This window comes from Proteus cibi (genome assembly GCF_003144405.1).
Lineage (GTDB): Bacteria > Pseudomonadota > Gammaproteobacteria > Enterobacterales > Enterobacteriaceae > Proteus > Proteus cibi.
Window position 1 is genome coordinate 104,229 of record NZ_PENW01000034.1, and the last position, 18,292, is coordinate 122,520.

At 38.6% G+C, this 18,292-nt stretch carries 13 protein-coding genes; 4 read left to right on the plus strand and 9 right to left on the minus strand.

Features of this window, described 5'->3' with window-relative positions; translation table 11 throughout:
* Positions 1-117 precede the first annotated feature (117 nt).
* From DK865_RS17570 to serB, 4 genes are all read right to left on the minus strand, one after another.
* Complete coding sequence (locus DK865_RS17570; protein WP_023582921.1) at positions 118-1,257, minus strand: ElyC/SanA/YdcF family protein; 1,140 nt, start codon at positions 1,255-1,257, stop codon at positions 118-120.
* Positions 1,258-1,572: 315 nt separating this feature from the next.
* Complete coding sequence (gene nadR, locus DK865_RS17575; protein WP_023582922.1) at positions 1,573-2,817, minus strand: multifunctional transcriptional regulator/nicotinamide-nucleotide adenylyltransferase/ribosylnicotinamide kinase NadR; 1,245 nt, start codon at positions 2,815-2,817, stop codon at positions 1,573-1,575.
* Positions 2,818-2,828: 11 nt separating this feature from the next.
* The gene (gene radA, locus DK865_RS17580; protein WP_036913995.1) at positions 2,829-4,220 is read right to left on the minus strand and encodes a DNA repair protein RadA; all 1,392 of its coding nucleotides are present in this window, start codon (positions 4,218-4,220) and stop codon (positions 2,829-2,831) included.
* A gap of 38 nt (positions 4,221-4,258) precedes the next feature.
* Positions 4,259-5,236, minus strand: a complete 978-nt coding sequence (gene serB, locus DK865_RS17585; protein ID WP_023582923.1) for a phosphoserine phosphatase — start codon at positions 5,234-5,236, stop codon at positions 4,259-4,261.
* A gap of 109 nt (positions 5,237-5,345) precedes the next feature.
* On the opposite strand from serB, the gene DK865_RS17590 reads away from it, so the two are divergent.
* The 4 genes from DK865_RS17590 (at position 5,346) to DK865_RS18925 (ending at position 12,974) form a co-directional block, all read left to right on the plus strand.
* Entirely contained in the window at positions 5,346-6,065 is a 720-nt protein-coding gene (locus DK865_RS17590; RefSeq protein WP_109392447.1) for a YtjB family periplasmic protein, read from the plus strand.
* A gap of 223 nt (positions 6,066-6,288) precedes the next feature.
* Positions 6,289-7,830, plus strand: coding sequence for a YjjI family glycine radical enzyme (locus DK865_RS17595; protein ID WP_109392448.1), 1,542 nt, complete (start codon positions 6,289-6,291; stop codon positions 7,828-7,830).
* The gene (locus DK865_RS17600; protein ID WP_109392449.1) at positions 7,802-8,668 is read left to right on the plus strand and encodes a YjjW family glycine radical enzyme activase; all 867 of its coding nucleotides are present in this window, start codon (positions 7,802-7,804) and stop codon (positions 8,666-8,668) included. Before DK865_RS17595 ends, DK865_RS17600 begins: the two co-directional genes overlap by 29 nt.
* A gap of 151 nt (positions 8,669-8,819) precedes the next feature.
* On the plus strand, positions 8,820-12,974 hold the full coding sequence (locus DK865_RS18925) for an autotransporter outer membrane beta-barrel domain-containing protein (RefSeq protein WP_228407814.1): 4,155 nt from the start codon (positions 8,820-8,822) through the stop codon (positions 12,972-12,974).
* Positions 12,975-13,050: 76 nt separating this feature from the next.
* Here DK865_RS18925 and DK865_RS17610 read toward each other — a convergent pair whose 3' ends face one another.
* From DK865_RS17610 to DK865_RS17630, 5 genes are read right to left on the minus strand one after another with little or no spacing between them, the layout of a single operon-like run.
* On the minus strand, positions 13,051-13,695 hold the full coding sequence (locus tag DK865_RS17610) for an ATP-binding cassette domain-containing protein (RefSeq protein WP_023582927.1): 645 nt from the start codon (positions 13,693-13,695) through the stop codon (positions 13,051-13,053).
* A gap of 59 nt (positions 13,696-13,754) precedes the next feature.
* The gene (locus DK865_RS17615) at positions 13,755-14,552 is read right to left on the minus strand and encodes an ATP-binding cassette domain-containing protein (protein WP_023582928.1); all 798 of its coding nucleotides are present in this window, start codon (positions 14,550-14,552) and stop codon (positions 13,755-13,757) included.
* Positions 14,546-15,358: an ABC transporter permease gene (locus DK865_RS17620; protein ID WP_109392450.1), complete on the minus strand. Its 813-nt coding sequence runs from the start codon at positions 15,356-15,358 to the stop codon at positions 14,546-14,548. The genes DK865_RS17615 and DK865_RS17620 overlap by 7 nt, the downstream gene beginning before the upstream one ends.
* The gene (locus tag DK865_RS17625) at positions 15,355-16,338 is read right to left on the minus strand and encodes an ABC transporter permease (protein WP_036914036.1); all 984 of its coding nucleotides are present in this window, start codon (positions 16,336-16,338) and stop codon (positions 15,355-15,357) included. The genes DK865_RS17620 and DK865_RS17625 overlap by 4 nt, the downstream gene beginning before the upstream one ends.
* On the minus strand, positions 16,323-17,906 hold the full coding sequence (locus DK865_RS17630; RefSeq protein ID WP_023582930.1) for an ABC transporter substrate-binding protein: 1,584 nt from the start codon (positions 17,904-17,906) through the stop codon (positions 16,323-16,325). Before DK865_RS17630 ends, DK865_RS17625 begins: the two co-directional genes overlap by 16 nt.
* Positions 17,907-18,292 lie beyond the last annotated feature (386 nt).

Consider the following 18,292-nt stretch of genomic DNA (forward strand, 5'->3'; position numbering starts at 1 on the left):
ACTTACTGTACCTATTGGTGTACCCATTTCAAATTAGCCGTTGTTAGTTTACGGCAAATAGAAACCCAATTTAGAAGTTTATACATATCATTGGGTTTCTATTTTAGCTTAATGAAATCAACGCTCTTCTAATGGATAGCTACGGAAACTCCATAATCCAAGTGCTTTTAAGCCATCACGATAAATACCTTGTATATCTGATTTACTGGCTTTTTGTAATTCTGCTAATGGCTTATCGGGAGCAACAACGGTCAAATAAGAGATATCACTTGGACCACTTTGCCAACTCGCGAGAGTAAAAATCGCATCAGCACGACGAACATGACTACCAGAGCTAATAATTACAGCGGTTTTAATACGATGTTTGGTTAAAGCATAACGACTAAATAACGCATTTTCGACCGTTGTACGTGCGTAGTTTTCTTGGAAAATACGTTCAGCTGGAATACCATTTTTCACCAGCCAATCTGCCATTAATTTACCTTCAGTTTGATGCGCTTTAGGTACACCACCTGTCACAACAATCATTGCTTCAGGCAATTGTTTAGCAACTTCTAAGGTTTTATTTAAGCGTTCAATTAAAATCTTATTCATTGTGCCATCGGGATTTAACGCATAACCCAATGTCACAATCGCGTTGTTATCTTTGGTTTTTTTCAGTTTTGCTAAATCAGCTGGGGTTAATTTATCACTTAATGGCATTTTGCTGACGCGATCGATTTCTGCAAAGAATCGGTTAATTTCTTCCGCTTTAGCTGGATTTAATGATTTCAATTTATTGAAATACGCTTCGCTCTCTTTGTCTTTACCTTCAAAACGAGTCCATGAAGTCACGTAAATTAGCGCATCAATATCATCAGGTGCCGCTTCTAAAATCTGCTTATAAATCGTAATGGCGCGAGAAACATCATTGTTATAGATATAAGCACTTGCGGTACTAAATAATAAATCGAGACGATAAGGTTCTAATTTATAAGCTTGTTGCAGTTTTTGCGCCACAATTTCCATATTTGATGGCAGTTTTCCCGTAAAACCAGCATCAGAGACACGCGCTGGTGACTTAAAGGCATCTAAGGCATCTTGGATCAAACTATCAACGGTTTGGCGCTGAGAGACATACTGTTGATAGCTATTATCTGGTTGATGAACTTTTTGATAAGCCGATGCGTTTGATGAGACGGTAAAACCTAAAGCAGCGATCGCTAACGAAATGACTGTTTTTTTGATATGAAGTGAAACACGGGAAGGTTGCGCCATTATCTTGTCCTTTTACGAAAAATAGTCTGCTTCTTCAACTGAGCGAATGAAGATAGAGTGTGTGACTCCTCACACCTAATGGCAAAAGAAATACACACCGATAAATCTATACCTAATATCTATCATAAAGATCCCTGAAGTTATTTTCAGTAACCTTTTTCACCTTATTGAAAAAAATAGCATTATTACGTAGATAACCGACTTACAGACTCTTTATGTATTTTTCTCTTTGGGTAAGGTATTTAATTTTAATCAGAAATTTATGATGAGACTTAAATAAAAAACGCCACTGAATGGCGTTTTTTAATCATAATATTATTCAATATGCTTTGATTGCATCATCAATAATTCTCTGACTAATTCAACGCAACTTAAGAAGCGTTCGTCATAATCAGGGGAATTCACTTTAATATATTCAATATTGTTTTTATCGAGCATTTCCATCAGTAAAGTTTGGAAATAACGTCTCTCTTTATCACTCCCTAAACTACGCAAACCATCAGCTACCCATGGAGTGTTATTTTCTAGCAAGATAACTAAATCAAAACGGTATTCATCAATCAGCGCTTGAACAAAGGGATGTTCTTTACCTTCATAACGTAAACAGAATGCCTGCGTTGTGACAAAATCCGTATCAACAAAGGCCACTTTATTGGCATATTTAACAGCAAAATCAATATATTGAGCATGCCCCAAGGCGATTTTATCATAGTCGGAATATTGCAATGCCATTTCATCTCCCCCTAAATGAGAGAAAACATAATCACGACCATATTCCCATGCACTTGTGGTATTGAAAATATTAGCAAGCTTATTGACTAGTGTTGATTTACCGCTAGATTCACCGCCTAAAATCGCCACTGTACGCACAAAGAAAGGTTTAACTTCTGTTGGAATATATTCCCAATATTTAAAAGGGGCTTGGCGAATTTGACTGCCACTGATATTCATAAATGAGCGTTCTGGATCAATCAATATTGTTTCAATTCCTAAAAACGCCTTGTATTGATTAGCATCATCACGTTCACTGGTATAGATAAAATCAGGCGCAATTTGCTTTTCGCGTAAAAACGTTGTTATCCCTTCACTCCACATTTCCCAACCATGAGGCTGAGGCTCAATACCGTGTTCATCAAACTCATGAATACGGATATTTTTTTGATATTTAAAGGTTTGTAATAACCAACGTAATCTGTCACTTACCGTGGGCTGTTGCGACATTGCGCTGTTGATAAATAAATTTTTATCACGAGGCTCGTCATGACAGAGGATCACATGTAATTCGTCAACTTGACTACAAGCTCGTTGAATTAAATAAATATGCCCGGTATGAAGAGGATAAAATTTGCCAAAGATCACACCGATGGTTTTCTTTTTCATGGGGTATTCTAACCCCAAAAATTGGTGTAATGCCGACATCTTTTGAGCACTGGGACTCTTGATTTTGTTATTAATCAATTGGCTAAGATAGCCTTTTGTCATATCACTTTCATCAGCAACCTGTTGTAAGGTATACCCATTTTTTCTGATAGCCTGTTTGATATAATCAAAAGGTCCCATAATTAGCTCCTTTAGAAATCTTCTAAATCATCAAGAACAGATAATGCATCTGACAGCTTTTTCACACCATACACTTTCATATCGGGTGGATTTTTCTTTGGCATATTAGCACTCGGTACAATAGCGCGTTTAAAACCATGCTTTGCTGCTTCCGCAATACGCTCTTGACCACTTGGTACAGGTCGAATTTCTCCCGCAAGACCCACTTCACCAAATATCACTAGATCACGCGGTAAAGGACGATTACGAAAACTCGATACTAATGACAATAACAAGGCTAAATCAGCACTGGTTTCTGTGACTTTAACGCCCCCAACCACATTGACAAAAACGTCTTGATCAGACATTTGTAACCCGCCATGGCGATGTAAAACAGCAAGTAGAATAGCGAGACGATTCTGCTCTAATCCCACCGCAACACGGCGAGGATTGGACAACATTGAGTGGTCAACGAGCGCCTGTATCTCCACCAGCAAAGGTCTTGTTCCTTCCCATACCACCATCACTGAACTGCCAGACGTCACTTCATCGCCACGACTTAAAAAGATAGCAGAAGGATTACTCACTTCACGTAAACCTTGTTCTGTCATAGCAAAAACACCCAATTCATTCACCGCACCAAAACGGTTTTTGTGGCTGCGTAAAGTGCGGAAACGAGAATCTGTTTCACCATCCAACATAACAGAACAGTCAATACAGTGTTCTAATACTTTAGGACCCGCTAATGTGCCATCTTTTGTCACATGCCCGACCATAATAATGGCGATATCATTCGTTTTAGCAAAACGCGTTAAATAGGCTGCGGTTTCTCGTACTTGAGCCACACTTCCGGGGGATGATTGAATATCCGCCATATGCATCACTTGAATAGAGTCTATTACCATCAATTTAGGCTGCTCTTGTGACGCAATAAGACAGATCTGTTCAATACTGGTTTCTGACAACATATTGAGTTCTGCGGTGGGTAAACCCAATCGATGTGCCCGCATCGCCACTTGCTGAAGAGACTCCTCACCCGTGACATAGAGCGTTTTCATCTCTGTTGCCAAGCGGCACATGGTTTGTAATAAGAGTGTACTTTTACCTGCACCGGGGTTTCCGCCGATTAAAATCGCGCTACCGGGTACAACACCACCGCCTAATACACGGTCAAATTCTTTAAAACCCGTTGAAAAACGGGGTAACGCTTCAAGGCTAATTTCAGAAAGCTTTTGAACTCGACTAACACCTTTTGCATCCCCTGCAAACCCACTAAAGCGATCGTTACGAGAAGAAGGCGCGGCAGCAAGGCGGATTTCTGTAATTGTATTCCACGCATGGCAAGCTGAGCATTGACCTTGCCAGCGAGGATAATCTGCACCACATTCATTACATACAAAGGCTCTTTTTGCTGCTTTTGCCACACTTCTCTCCCTACGATAACAATGTTAAAAAAACGCGTTTAGCGCTCTTCGTGTTTTAAACCACCACTTAAAATACACATCACACCCATTAAATCAGCATGACGAATAGCCACTTTCGCCTGAGCATACACTTTCGGTTTTGCATGATAAGCAATGCCAAGCCCAGCTTTTCTCAGCATTTTCAGATCATTTGCACCATCACCAATGGCAATGGTTTGTTCCATTGGGATCTCTAAATCTTTCGCTAAACGTGCAAGCACTTGAGCTTTGTATTTCGCATCGACAATCGTGCCTTTCACTTTGCCCGTGAGTTTGCCATCTTTAATTTCCAGATGGTTAGCAACAGCCGCCACTAAGCGCAATTTTTGTTTTAAGTTATCAGCAAAATACGTAAAGCCACCAGAGGCAATCGCAATATGCCAATCCATTGCCTGAAGTTTACGCACTAAGCTTGTTAACCCTGGCATTAGTGGTAAATTATCCATTACTTCTTGCAAAATAGATGCATCCGCACCTTTCAGTTCGGCGACACGGAGTTTTAAACTTTCACTAAAATCCATTTCACCTTGCATGGCACACTCTGTTATTGCTGCAACTTTATCACCCACGCCAGCCCGTTTTGCAATTTCGTCGATACACTCAATTTGAATAGCTGTTGAGTCCATATCCATCACTAAAAGCCCGGGAGAACGCAAGCGAGGAATATCACCTAGAGGAACGACATCTAGACCACATTCATCAGATAAACGGCGAATTCGACGGGTTAAACTACCTGCAATACGCACCACTTGATAATCATCAATACGCCATGAAGAAACCACTACGATTGCCACGCCTAATTTATGTTGAAACTCACTAATTCTTTTTTTATCGAGTTCACGTCCATAAAGTAACCATCCGCTATCGCCAGCACGATAATCCAGTGGCATCACCTCTTCACCACTAAGTGATAACGGCAGACCTGGCCATTTGCGGATTTCATCCGGTAAATAGCAATAGGTCAGACTATTTGACATACTTATTCTCCTGTTTTCCCCTGTCTGAACAAAATAATCGTTATTCAGCCTATTCTATCTCTGACTCATCTGGCAACATGCACATACTTGCTTACGCAAAAGGATGAACATGCTTAAAGACAAACTAAAATTCAAACTACAAAAAACGGCGATTATACTGATTTGTATCGCACTATTGGCATTTCTTATGCAAGGCGCGTCTTATTTTAGTCGTGCGAATCAGCACGCCCGTATTACTCAGTTTGAAGAGCTTGCAAAAACGCTGGCAGAACAAGTTGCGTTCTCTTTATCCACTTATATAGATGACAGTAGCAAAGATAACGTAAATCCCCTCATTATGGCTAATTTAAATCATCTAACCCATGATAGTCGGGTGCTTGATGCCAGTCTTTATTTAGAAGATGGTACACAAATAGCGCATAGTGGTGAAAATGTCACTGTTAAAGAGCGATTAGCTTTAGAAGGGCAAAAGAGTGGCGGTTCTTTTAATCACCAACTTGTTGTGCCTGTCCCGGGCAAAGATAAACCCAAAGGCTTTTTAAGGCTCACGCTGGATACTCATCAACTGGTTACTGAATCAAGCCAAGTCGATAACACAACAAATTTATTACGTGTGATGTTATTAGTTGCACTTGCGATTGGCTTTTTGCTTTCTCATAACCTTCTTCAATTAACACCGGTTCATTGGCAACAATCTCCTTATTTATTAACCGCCAATTTACCGCCTCGAACTGAAAAAGATGATGTTGAGGAAAAAGAACCCACTGAGGATGAAAGAGGAGAAGATAATGCCAAAGAGAGAAAAAACGACACCGAAAATAAAGCATAAATCCTGCTCCTATTAAAAATAAAAGTGGGTTTAGCGATGAATTAAACTCACTTTTAACCAAGACGCACCCAATTTAGATATATCTAATTTATGCGTATTTTTGTGCTATTTCCTTAATCTTTAAAGGGGTTTTGTTTAAAGTCACGGTAATTCCTCATCAAGTCATTAACCTAAAAAGATAGGTTTCAAATCTTTTTCTGGCTCTTTGAGTGCTGAGGTGGTTATGACTGAACAATCTGTTATCCAACGTTGTCAACAAATCGTAGAAAACCCAACCCTTTCCCCTGAACAAAAACGTCATTTTCTTGCGTTAGAAGCGGAAAACATGTTGCCTTATCCGTCGCTTCCTGAAGATGCTGCCAAAGCGCTAAATGAACGGGTTATCTGCGATATGTATGAAGGTCACGCCCCTTATAAACCACGTTATGTTTTACCCGACTATGCGAAGTTTTTAGCACAAGGCTCTCACTATTTAGAATTAGAACCGGCACAAGATTTTGATGATGCACTGAATATGCTAACAATCCTTTATCATCATGTACCTTCTGTAACCTCTATGCCGGTTTATCTCGGTCGTATTGATAAAATCTTACTACCTTATGTGGGTGAGCTCACCGAAGAACAACTTTACCCTAAGTTAAAACGCTTCTGGCGCTACCTTGATAGAACGCTACCTGATGCGTTTATGCATGCCAATATTGGCCCTGAAGACTCGGTTCTGACTCGTCTCATTCTTAAAGTGGATGTCGAACTTCAACAAGTTGCGCCTAACCTCACCTTTATTTATGACGCCAATTCGACACCCTCTGATTTACTCCATCAAGCTATCACCAATATTTGCCACAGCAGTAAACCCCATATTGCTAACGGTACATTGCAAGATGCGGTTTTTGGTAAAGATGAATATGGCATTGTGAGTTGTTATAACTCACTGCCACAAAGTGGTGGCGGTAGTACATTAGTACGAATTAACCTTAAAGAAGTCGCTAAACGTAGCCAAAATAGCCAAGATTTTCTTGAAAATGTATTGCCATTTTATATGCAAAAACAGATTGAGATCATCGATGCCCGTTGTGAATTCCTCTATGAAAAGTCTAACTTTTTTAAACAAAGTTTCTTAGTCGAAGAAGGGTTGATCTCGCCTGATCGTTTTGCGCCTATGTTTGGTATTTATGGCATGGCAGAAGCGGTCGCCCTTTTACTGGAGAAAGAAGGTAAACAAGCCACCTACGGTGATAATGAATCGGCGAATAAACTGAGTTATATTATCAGCGAAAAACTCGCACAATTTGTCGCTGATACGCCAGTAAAATATGGCTGGAAACAGCGCGCAATGCTACATGCACAATCAGGTATTAGCTCTGATATTGGTACAACTCCTGCCACTCGCATTCCTTACGGTACGGAGCCTGATCCTGTGACGCATTTAATGACCGTTGCCCCTCATCACTCGTTTTACACTTCAGGGATCAGCGATATTTTAACCGTTGATGAAACGATCAAACAAAATCCTGATGCCTTAATGCAGCTCTGTTTAGGGGCATTTTCTTCTGGATTAAGAGAATTTACCGCCAATGTGGGGGGGAATGATTTAGTCCGTGTTACAGGCTATATGGTGCGTTTATCTGATTTGAAAAAATATAAAGAAGAAGGCTCTCGCCTCAACACGACTTGGTTAGGTGATGAAGCCACTGCAAATTGCCATATTGCTGAACGAAAACCACGTGTGATCAGTCATGAACAGCAGATGCGTTTCGATAAATAAAATACTGCCCTTCTCTTGTGTCGATGGTCCAGGCAATCGTCTGGCCATCTTTCTACAAGGATGTAATTTGCGGTGTAAAAATTGTCACAATCCCTACACCATGGGGATCTGTGACAGTTGTGGCGACTGCATTCCAACCTGTCCTCAACAAGCACTTTCATTACAAAATGGTGTTATAAGTTGGAACAGTGCCCATTGTGAACAATGCGATACCTGTATTCAGCAATGCCCTCGTCAATCAAGCCCGATGACATTAACCTATACTGTCGATGAATTAATGGCGATCACCCGAAAATATGCTGCATTTATTAATGGTGTAACAGTGAGTGGTGGCGAATCTACATTGCAACTCCCTTTTTTAATTGATTATTTTAAAGCAATCAAAGAAGCACCTGATCTTAAGCATCTTACTTGTTTAATCGACAGTAATGGCACTCTTTCACTTAATGGCTGGCAAAAAATCGCCCCGTATATGGATGGTGCTATGATTGATTTAAAAAGTTGGAGTGAAGAGTCTCACCTCTATTTAACCGGTCGTGGTAATCAACGCATTAAGGAATCAATTAAATGGCTAGCTAATCATAATTTACTTACAGAATTACGCCTTTTATATATTCCGGAAAAAACTGATTATTTAGAGAATATCGAATTACTTTCTCAGTTTATTAATTCCCTTGGCGAATCCATATTAATTAGAATCAATGCTTTTCATCAGCATGGAGTCTATGGTGAAGCGAGTAATTGGAGATCGGCACAGAAACAACATATTGATTTATTTAGTAAAGAATTAATAAAAAGAAATATAGTTAACATTAAAACGCCAGAAATATATTCATAGAAAAAATAAACTAAAAATAAAAATAATAATTTAAAATTATTATAAATATAATTAGCAATGCATTTTAAAATAAAATCCATTTATATTGACAGAAAAAGAAGATCAAATTAGTCTTCAAAAAATCCTGCAAATATAGACGGAATAATAATTTATGTTTATGAGTAAAAAGAAACTAAAGCTATCAATTATTGCTTCAATTATCATTAATTCAACATATAGCTATGCATTAAACAATCCATCAGAATTAATTTCCACAAACGATATTAAATTTGAATTTGAATCTGTTCATAAAGACTCCCTTCGAGGATATGACAGCAATAGGCAAATTCATGGAAGAATGGACGAAAGAAATCTTCCAACAATATTAACATCAAAACATAAAAGTATAATAATAACATCAGATAAAGATAATATTAATATCAGTTATGATGTTGGGAAAAGCTTTAATCCGTTAAAAATAAAAAATTTCGATAATATTAGCGTCCTTTCGCTTTCAGAAAACGGTCGTTACTTAACTGCCCATGGTAAATATAATAACAATACTGTGTTTTTTGTTTATGATGTTTTTTTAAAAGAATCAAATTTATTTAATCCTAAAAATAATATCTCATATTATATTGAAGATGATTATTATTCCACCACTAACGATGGATTATTTAGTCTTTACTCTGAAGATAATGATCCTTATGCGATATATACCGCACCTAGCGAAAAAAATTTTTTTATCTTTGACAATGAAAATAAAAAAAGCATTCCACTTAATGAGTGGAATAAAACAAAACTCAATAATCATATAGAAAAAAATAAATTTATTGCATTTGAAAAATTAACTTCTTTTAATAACTTAATCAAATTAAAACCTAATATTACAGCACCATCCTTTAGTGGAAAATACCTTTATGGTACCTTACAAAGAGAAAATCAAAAATCAGATAGTGTTAGATTAGCATTTCTTTATGATCAGTCGAATGATGATATAAAAATTATTTCGAATTCAGATTATGGCTCATCAAGAATCAATCAACTCTCTAAAAATGATATCGCCGTGGGTTGGATAGAATCGCGCATTAAACGCCAAAATGAAAGCGATGATAGATTAATTCGCGAAGCTTTTATCTATCATCCGACTCAAAATAAAATTAGAAAACCAACAATTAATAGTACTCATTTGAGTCGTTATTATAATTCAGAAGCGACGGCTATTTCAGAAAATGGTGAATTTTTTGTTGGCTGGGTAGAATACGGTGACAATCTCATAAAAAAAAGACAATCTTCTCCACTATCAGAATATCCTAGAAACGCCTTTGTATATTTTGTTGATGAAGAAAAATCCCAACTATTACTAAATCTCAATAATAACATTGAAGAATCAGAAGCCCATTCTATATCTAAAGATGGCAATGCTATATTTGGTGTATCAAAAGGAAGCAATAATGAATGGAAACTTGTTGCCTGGAATATTGGAAAAACACCAGAGAATAAAATAGAAGAAAATCAAAATAAAGAAACTATAAATATTAAATACGATACACTTTTAGCAACTAATGATATTGAAAAAACCAAAGTGTACTCAAATTTATCATTTGAAAATTTGACTTCGCTTAAAAAGACATTTAACACTCAAAAAGAAGCATTATCCAATAGATTAGAAATAACTAAAACTAATATGGAAAATGCCAGTAAAGAAAAAATTAGAATTGAAAACATTATTGATGAGGGCGATAAAAATGGAGGTTCAGCAACATATGATAAATATTCAAATGAATATCATAAATATAAAAATAGAGAAGATGATTACAAAAAAGAAATCGAAGATATTAATCTTGAAATAACCACGTTAGATAATGGAACACAAAATTCGCAATTAAAATTAGCTGAATATGAATATGCAAAGAGTCAAACCACGCTTAATGCACTAACACAAAAAAATGCAGCAATAGAAGCAGAGAAAGCCAGAGCTGAGCAAGAGCGCTTAGACAGAGAGAAACAACGTTTAGCTGACGAAGCCAAAGAGAAACAACGCTTAGCTGACGAAGTCAAAGAAAAACAACGCTTGGCTGATGAAGCCGAAGAGAAACAACGTTTAGCTGACGAAGCCAAAGAGAAACAACGCTTAGCTGACGAAGCCAAAGAGAAACAACGTTTGGCTAATGAAGCCAAAGAGAAACAACGCTTAGCTGACGAAGTCAAAGAACAACAACGTTTGGCTAATGAAGCCAAAGAGAAACAACGCTTAGCTGACGAAGCCAAAGAACAACAACGTTTGGCTAATGAAGCCAAAGAGAAACAACGCTTAGCTGACGAAGCCAAAGAACAACAACGTTTGGCTAATGAAGCCAAAGAGAAACAACGCTTAGCTGACGAAGCCAAAGAACAACAACGTTTGGCTAATGAAGCCAAAGAGAAACAACGCTTAGCTGACGAAGCCAAAGAACAACAACGTTTGGCTAATGAAGCCAAAGAGAAACAACGCTTAGCTGACGAAGCCAAAGAACAACAACGTTTGGCTAATGAAGCCAAAGAGAAACAACGCTTAGCTGACGAAGCCAAAGAACAACAACGTTTGGCTAATGAAGCCAAAGAGAAACAACGCTTAGCTGACGAAGCCAAAGAACAACAACGTTTGGCTAATGAAGCCAAAGAGAAACAACGCTTAGCTGACGAAGCCAAAGAACAACAACGTTTGGCTAATGAAGCCAAAGAGAAACAACGCTTAGCTGACGAAGCCAAAGAACAACAACGTTTGGCTAATGAAGCCAAAGAGAAACAACGCTTAGCTGACGAAGCCAAAGAACAACAACGTTTGGCTAATGAAGCCAAAGAGAAACAACGCTTAGCTGACGAAGCCAAAGAACAACAACGTTTGGCTAATGAAGCCAAAGAGAAACAACGCTTAGCTGAAGAAGCCAAAGAGAAGCAACGCATTGCCGAAGAAGCTGAAGAGAAACAACGTTTAGCCGAAGAAGCCAAAGAACAACAACGCTTGGCAGATGAAGCCAAAGAGAAACAACGCTTAGCTGACGAAGCCAAAGAACAACAACGTTTGGCTAATGAAGCCAAAGAGAAACAACGCCTTGCCGAAGAAGCCAAAGAACAACAACGTTTGGCTAATGAAGCCAAAGAGAAACAACGTTTGGCTGACGAAGCCAAAGAGAAACAACGTTTGGCTAATGAAGCCAAAGAGAAACAACGTTTGGCTGACGAAGCCAAAGAGAAACAACGCCTTGCTGATGAAGACAAAGAGAAGCAACGCATTGCCGAAGAAAAAGCCAAAGAACTGATCCCAGTAGAAGATGAATTAGAACTACGAGCAAAAGAGAAAGAAAAAAATAAACCCTCTGTCACTATCAGCAAACCAATTGATATTGAAAACACCTATAAATCAATGCAATTAGTGGCTGGAAACAGCTATAAATTTATGGATATGCAACAAGGGCAACTGCGTTATTTAGCTTCTGCGACTTGTTCTGTTGGCACTAAAAAAGCCTGTATCAGCGGTTTTACACACTATCAAAACGTAAATAAAGCCAATGCAACACAAACCGGATTAAGCGGAGCCTATCGTTTTGATGTCAACCATATCCCATTAATTGTAGGACTTGCCATTGATACCGATGTCTATTCTTCATTACCTAAAGGCTATCAATATCAAGGTTACGCATTACCTTTAATTGGCTTTAGTCTAGATTTAATGCCATCACTCAATGCTGAATTAAATAACAATGCATTACACCTGTCATTAAAAGGGGCTTATTTAAATCGTAAAGTTTCTATTGAAAGACAAGCATTAGCTAATACTGAGCAGGGTAAGGGGAATGCGAAAATTACTGGCTATCATATTGAATTACAGGGTTATTATCCTTATTCAATAGCAGATGATTTATTACTGACACCATTTGCTGGGCTTACTTTTAATCAAATCTCACGTTCCGCTTACAGTGAAACTCAAAATGCGCAATTTGCAGCACACTATGATGCTCTTAAAACACACTCACTGTTAGCCAAAATGGGATTAGGTATGGACTACTTATTAGGTTCATCTTTCATCTTGAATACTAAAGCGGGTTTATTATGGAACCTATCACATCATCAAGGGGATTTTCGTAGTCAGATTGACTATTTAGGTCAACAACATATTGATTATTCAGAAAACAAGAAACCGTTAAAGCAACGTCCATTTGCTCATGTCGGGTTGACTTATCAGTTTGATAAACAGTCTTCCATTAACACATCAGCAAATTGGGAAATGACCCCTTATCGCAATCACGATATGCAGTTTGGCATTAGCTACACTTATCGCTTCTAATTCCTTATTGTTATATTTAAGGTTAATTTTAGCTGTATTATTTGGCTTCCTATAAAAATATAGGAAGCTCTTTTTATTAATCGATTGAAGCATTCAAAGTAGAAATAATAGATGTATTTTTTTCTTTATCTACCCACCACACCTTAGTCGAAACCTTCTCAAGAAGCGCTTTATTGTGGCTAAAGATAATCAAGCTTAAAGGTCGCTTTTGACTTTCATCTATTAACACCTGCCAAATATCGGCTTGAATTTGTGCGTCTAACTGCGCTGTCACTTCATCCGCAATCAATATTTGAGTACGAGGATCTAACGCCCGTAATAACGCAATACGTGCAAGCTCTCCACCAGATAATTCATTAGGTCTACGCGTTAACCACTCTTGCTTGATCTTGAGTTTTTCGAGCCAACTTTCATCTGGTGACCAAGCATCACGAACGCTATCACCGGTTGTTCGGAATGGATTAAAACATTTATCAGGATGTTGAGGGACTAATTGAATGGGACAATAACCCTTTTTAGACAATGGGTTACCATTAAAAAGAATTGAACCTTGAGTGGGAAGTTGCCACTGCGCTAAAACACGACCTAATGTCGTTTTTCCAGTGCCGCTTGGTGCTGAAATACCGAACCGCTCTCCCGCCTCTAACGAAAAGGAGAGATCTTGCCATAACACCTTACCTGCTTGCTCCACAGATAATTGTTTTAACTCTAAAAGTGGCATAAAGATAACTCCAGAAATAACCAATGAAACGTATAAAAATAAGACGAAAGAACACAATATTATAATGGATTAAGTGATGCTTCTTTTGTATTAATAAATTGTTGTTCAGGTAATGCATTCCAGAGCGTCTTCAACCACTCACTACCCTCATGACGATTAAGCACATTAGCTGGAATAATTTCGTTAACCTCACCCTGATTAAGCACTGCTATTGTATCCGCAAACCGTGCAGCCAAGGCTAAATCATGTGTAACCCAAAGCACTGATTTACCTTGATTGCATAACTCTCTTAAATGCCCTAATAACAAACACGCATGTTCATCATCGAGCCACGAGGTGATTTCATCTGCCAAAATATATTGTGCATTAGAGAGTGTTGCATTACAGGCTAATACACGTTTTGCCATGCCACCAGACAATTTTGCGGGATATGTTTTTACCAATGAACCAGAAAGATGATAAAGCCCTAACTGTTGCACGATATCATCAGAGGTAACATCAGCACCACTTAAACGTGCAGAGCGACTTAATTGATCACCGATGCAGATTAACGGATTGAGGGCGCTAACACCTTGAGGAATATAACAAAAAGTATTCCCACGATAAGCAATAAGTTCCCGTTCACTTAGCGTGTGCCCATTCAGTTTAATCGCACCACGAACTCGCATATTGGCAGGCAAAAGTCCTAGCGCACTTTGTAATAACAGGCTTTTACCTTCACCACTGCCTCCCACTAATGCCAGCATCTTTCCGGGTTTAATATCCAATGAAATTGATTTTAGCAACGGCTGCCAATTTCGTTTTCCTAACCAACGAAATTGTGCAATATCAATGGAGAATTGTTCAAAACTTAACATCCCGCCCCTCTTAGCCATAATTGTTGCATTGCTTTAGCAAATTGATCGAAGATCAAGACTAAGCACATCAAAATCAATCCCGGAAACACCACCATCCACCAAGAGCCTGTACTTAAATAGCGTAGCGCATCTGCCAGTAATAAGCCGAGTGAAGGTTCATGAGCAGCCTGACCAAAACCGAGGAAGCTTAATGCCGCGCTATGCAATACTGCATGAGGAAACATTAACAAGGTTCCCACAATCCACTGAGGTAATAGCATTGGGATATAGTGTTTTTTTACACACTCAAAAGGCGTATTACCAATACGACGCGATAACATCACATAATCAGCTTCTCTAATACGTTGAATTTCACCTCGTAAGATCAACGCCAATTTAGGCCAATGCGTTAATGCGACAGCCCAAATAACACCTTGTTGCCCGCCACCTAACGTGAAACAGATCAAAATCAAGAGTAATAAGTGAGGTAATGCCAAAAGCGCATCAACAACACCTCTTACAAAAAAGTCGCAATAACGATTTATGGAAGAGATACCCGCGAAAATCAATGCAATTAAGCCACTCACAACCGCACTTGTTACACCAATATTTAAGCTACTTAACATGCCTTGAAAACAACGTAACCATAAAGAGCGACCAAGATTATCTGTGCCAAACCAATATTGCTCTGAAGGCGCTTGATTTCTTGCCAAAAAATCCATTGCAATATCAGTATGAGAAATAGAAAAACCGTAAGCCACTAACCCAATCAAAGCAAGGGTCACGAAGAGAAGTTTCAATAAAGGCTTGTTCGGATCGTAAATCATGAGTCTCGCAAAATTCCTTTATTAATACGTCTTAATAGCCCATTAGAAATGCTATTACCAAAGAAAATTAAAATCGTGCTAAAAACCACAATACCCATCAATAATGGAATATCGCCACGTAATCCCGCATCAACGGTGGCTTGCCCTAAACCGGGATAAGCAAATACTTTCTCTGCCAAAAGAGAGCCACCAAGTAATTCACCAATGGATGCAAACTGTAAGCAAAGTGCAGGTGTAATGGCATGACGTAGAACATGAAATAGCATCATAGCCCAACCTTTATCACCTTGAGCTTTCGCAAAATGGATAAATTCACTGCCCATTACCTCAGCCACTTTCGCACGAGTGTGCAGTGCAATATTCCCAGTGCCTAATAATCCAAGAGCAATCATAGGTAAGATAAGATGAGAAAAACGCTGGCTTAACGTTGCTGTTTCAGCACTACTTCCCATCGGCCAGGCGCAACAAATTGGCGCCCAATGTAAGGTGACAGAAAACAGAGATAGCAGCAGTAATCCCACCCAAAACGTCGGTAAGGCCGCTAATAGATAAGATAAAGTAGAGATCATTCTATCTGGCCAACGATTAAGATATCGACCTGCGATTAATCCCATCACGACACCAATGACACCGGAAAATACCCATGCTGAAAAAAGCAAGATAAACGAAGGTCCAGCACGTTCACGAATAACATCAATGACAGGCATGTTATACAACATAGAATAGCCAAAATCCCCTTGAATGATTTGGCTAAACCAAAACCAAAATCGCATCCATAAAGGTTGGTCAATTCCCCAACGTGCTGCAATTAAAGGGTATTGCTCAGGAGGAACATTCAATAAATCACTACCGATATACGCCTTAATGGGATCGATCGGTGAAAAACTTAATAAAATAAAAACACCTGCCGTTGTCACCAACAGCAGGCAGAGTAGTCGCAGGAAAAAACCTACACTTTGACGTATTACTGACAAGTCCACTTCCAAGTATCTACACTATTTAATAATGACCATGAACCATGGATTTCAGGTGTTCCTGTGCCCAAATCAACACAAGGGTTAGTTAGGTAAGTATGTTGCACATTCATCAGCCAAGCCCAAGCCGCATCACCTTTTACACCGACACCGTTTTTACCATCCCACTCAACTGCTTTCCAATGTGGAACCGCTTCTTGCCATGTATGGGCATCAAGCGCCGCTTGTAGGTGCTTCTCAACTTCAGGATTTTTATAATAACCCGGATTATAATAACCAACCCCCGCGGCATTAGCACTGTAGTGATGATATAGCTCCATAGGATCTAGGCTACCCCAACCAAATAAAGTTGGATTTGAATGCATATAGCGCTCTACTGTATCCCAACTTCCTGATTTAAGATCCATTTGAATGCCAAGAGGTTGCACTAACGCACGAATTGATTCGGCTAAATCGCGACGAGTAGCATCACCACTGGTATACCATAAGGTAAGTTTGGCTTCTAAACCGTCTTTTTCACGAATACCACTTTTATTCAATTTCCAACCTGCATCTTCAAGAATTTGCTTCGCTTTTTCAACATCACCATCTTTGAAGACAGCATCCGTTTGATCCCAAGGCAACCCTTTTACACCGGTGTATGCAGGAACAGCGTAACCATCAAGTACTTGCTCTGATAATAATTTACGGTCAAGAGCATAATTAATTGCTTTACGAATAGCGATATCTGCGGTGATATCATTACCGATATCATAACCTTGGGCATTTTTCTCACCCGATTTTACCATTGGGAAAACAATACCGCGGTTTTCGACGCTCGGTCTTTCCCACAATTTAGTATTAGGTAAATTTTTCGCGATTGCAGCCGTTGCAGGAGGAATACGCACAATACCTAACTGCCCACTTTGAGCAGCAGCAAAAGCGGCATCTTCATCAAGGAAAACAAAAATGAGTTTTTCAAAATCGTTTTTCTTACCCGCATAATAAGGGTTAGCCTCAACAATTAATTGTTGACCTGGTTGGAAACTTACCATGCGATAAGGACCCGCCCCAATTGGCTTTTGTGCGTAAGTTTTTTCATCATACTTATCAGCAGAAACGATACCTAAAGAGCCAAGTACGTTAACAAAAGTACTTTGCGGTGCTTTTAACGTAATAGTGACATGTAAGTCATCATCCGCTTTTGCAGAAAGGAAGTTACCCATATCAACTTTACCGCCACTTGCAGCCGCATTGTTATAGGTAAATACAATATCTTTTGCCGTCAGCGGTAAACCATCAGAGAATTTTAAATCTGGTTTTAACGTTAATTTCCATGTTTTACCATCTTCACTTGGCTGATAGTCACTTAACATATTGCTATACCAAGAGAGATCCGCGTTTTGCTTTAGCAATGGGCTATGAAGAAGTAAGTAACTGCCATGGCTCCAGCCCAACATGGGGTCGAAACCTTCTGTTGGCTCTTCACCAATAGCTAATTTCAACGTTTGAGCAGAGGTTGCAAAAGGAACACTTAACGCGGCTAAGCAAGTTAACGTTACTAATGATTGACGCCAACCAAACCGAATAGACATAAAACATTCTCCGATTTTTTAGATACGACTTATCATCAATCTCTATCTAAATAAGATGAAGAGGCTGAAACAAGATAAATAACAATGATAATTATGATGTTCTGCAATTCAATGCAGATAAAGGTTAAACCAGTGACATCATAATAAGTATTTTTATATAACTACTCGAATAATATTCGACAGTTTATTGATTTTACATAAACTTTTATTAAGCAGTGATACTCATTATGGCAAACTTCTAGCAAGTGCACAGTATTTTTCCAATAAATAAGTTATATATTTATCATTGAATTTATTAGTGAGCGCAAAACGAAATAAAGTGACTTTTTAACGAAATTAGATTATTTCATTTTATTTAATTTATCCTAAAAAATAAAAAAGGCACA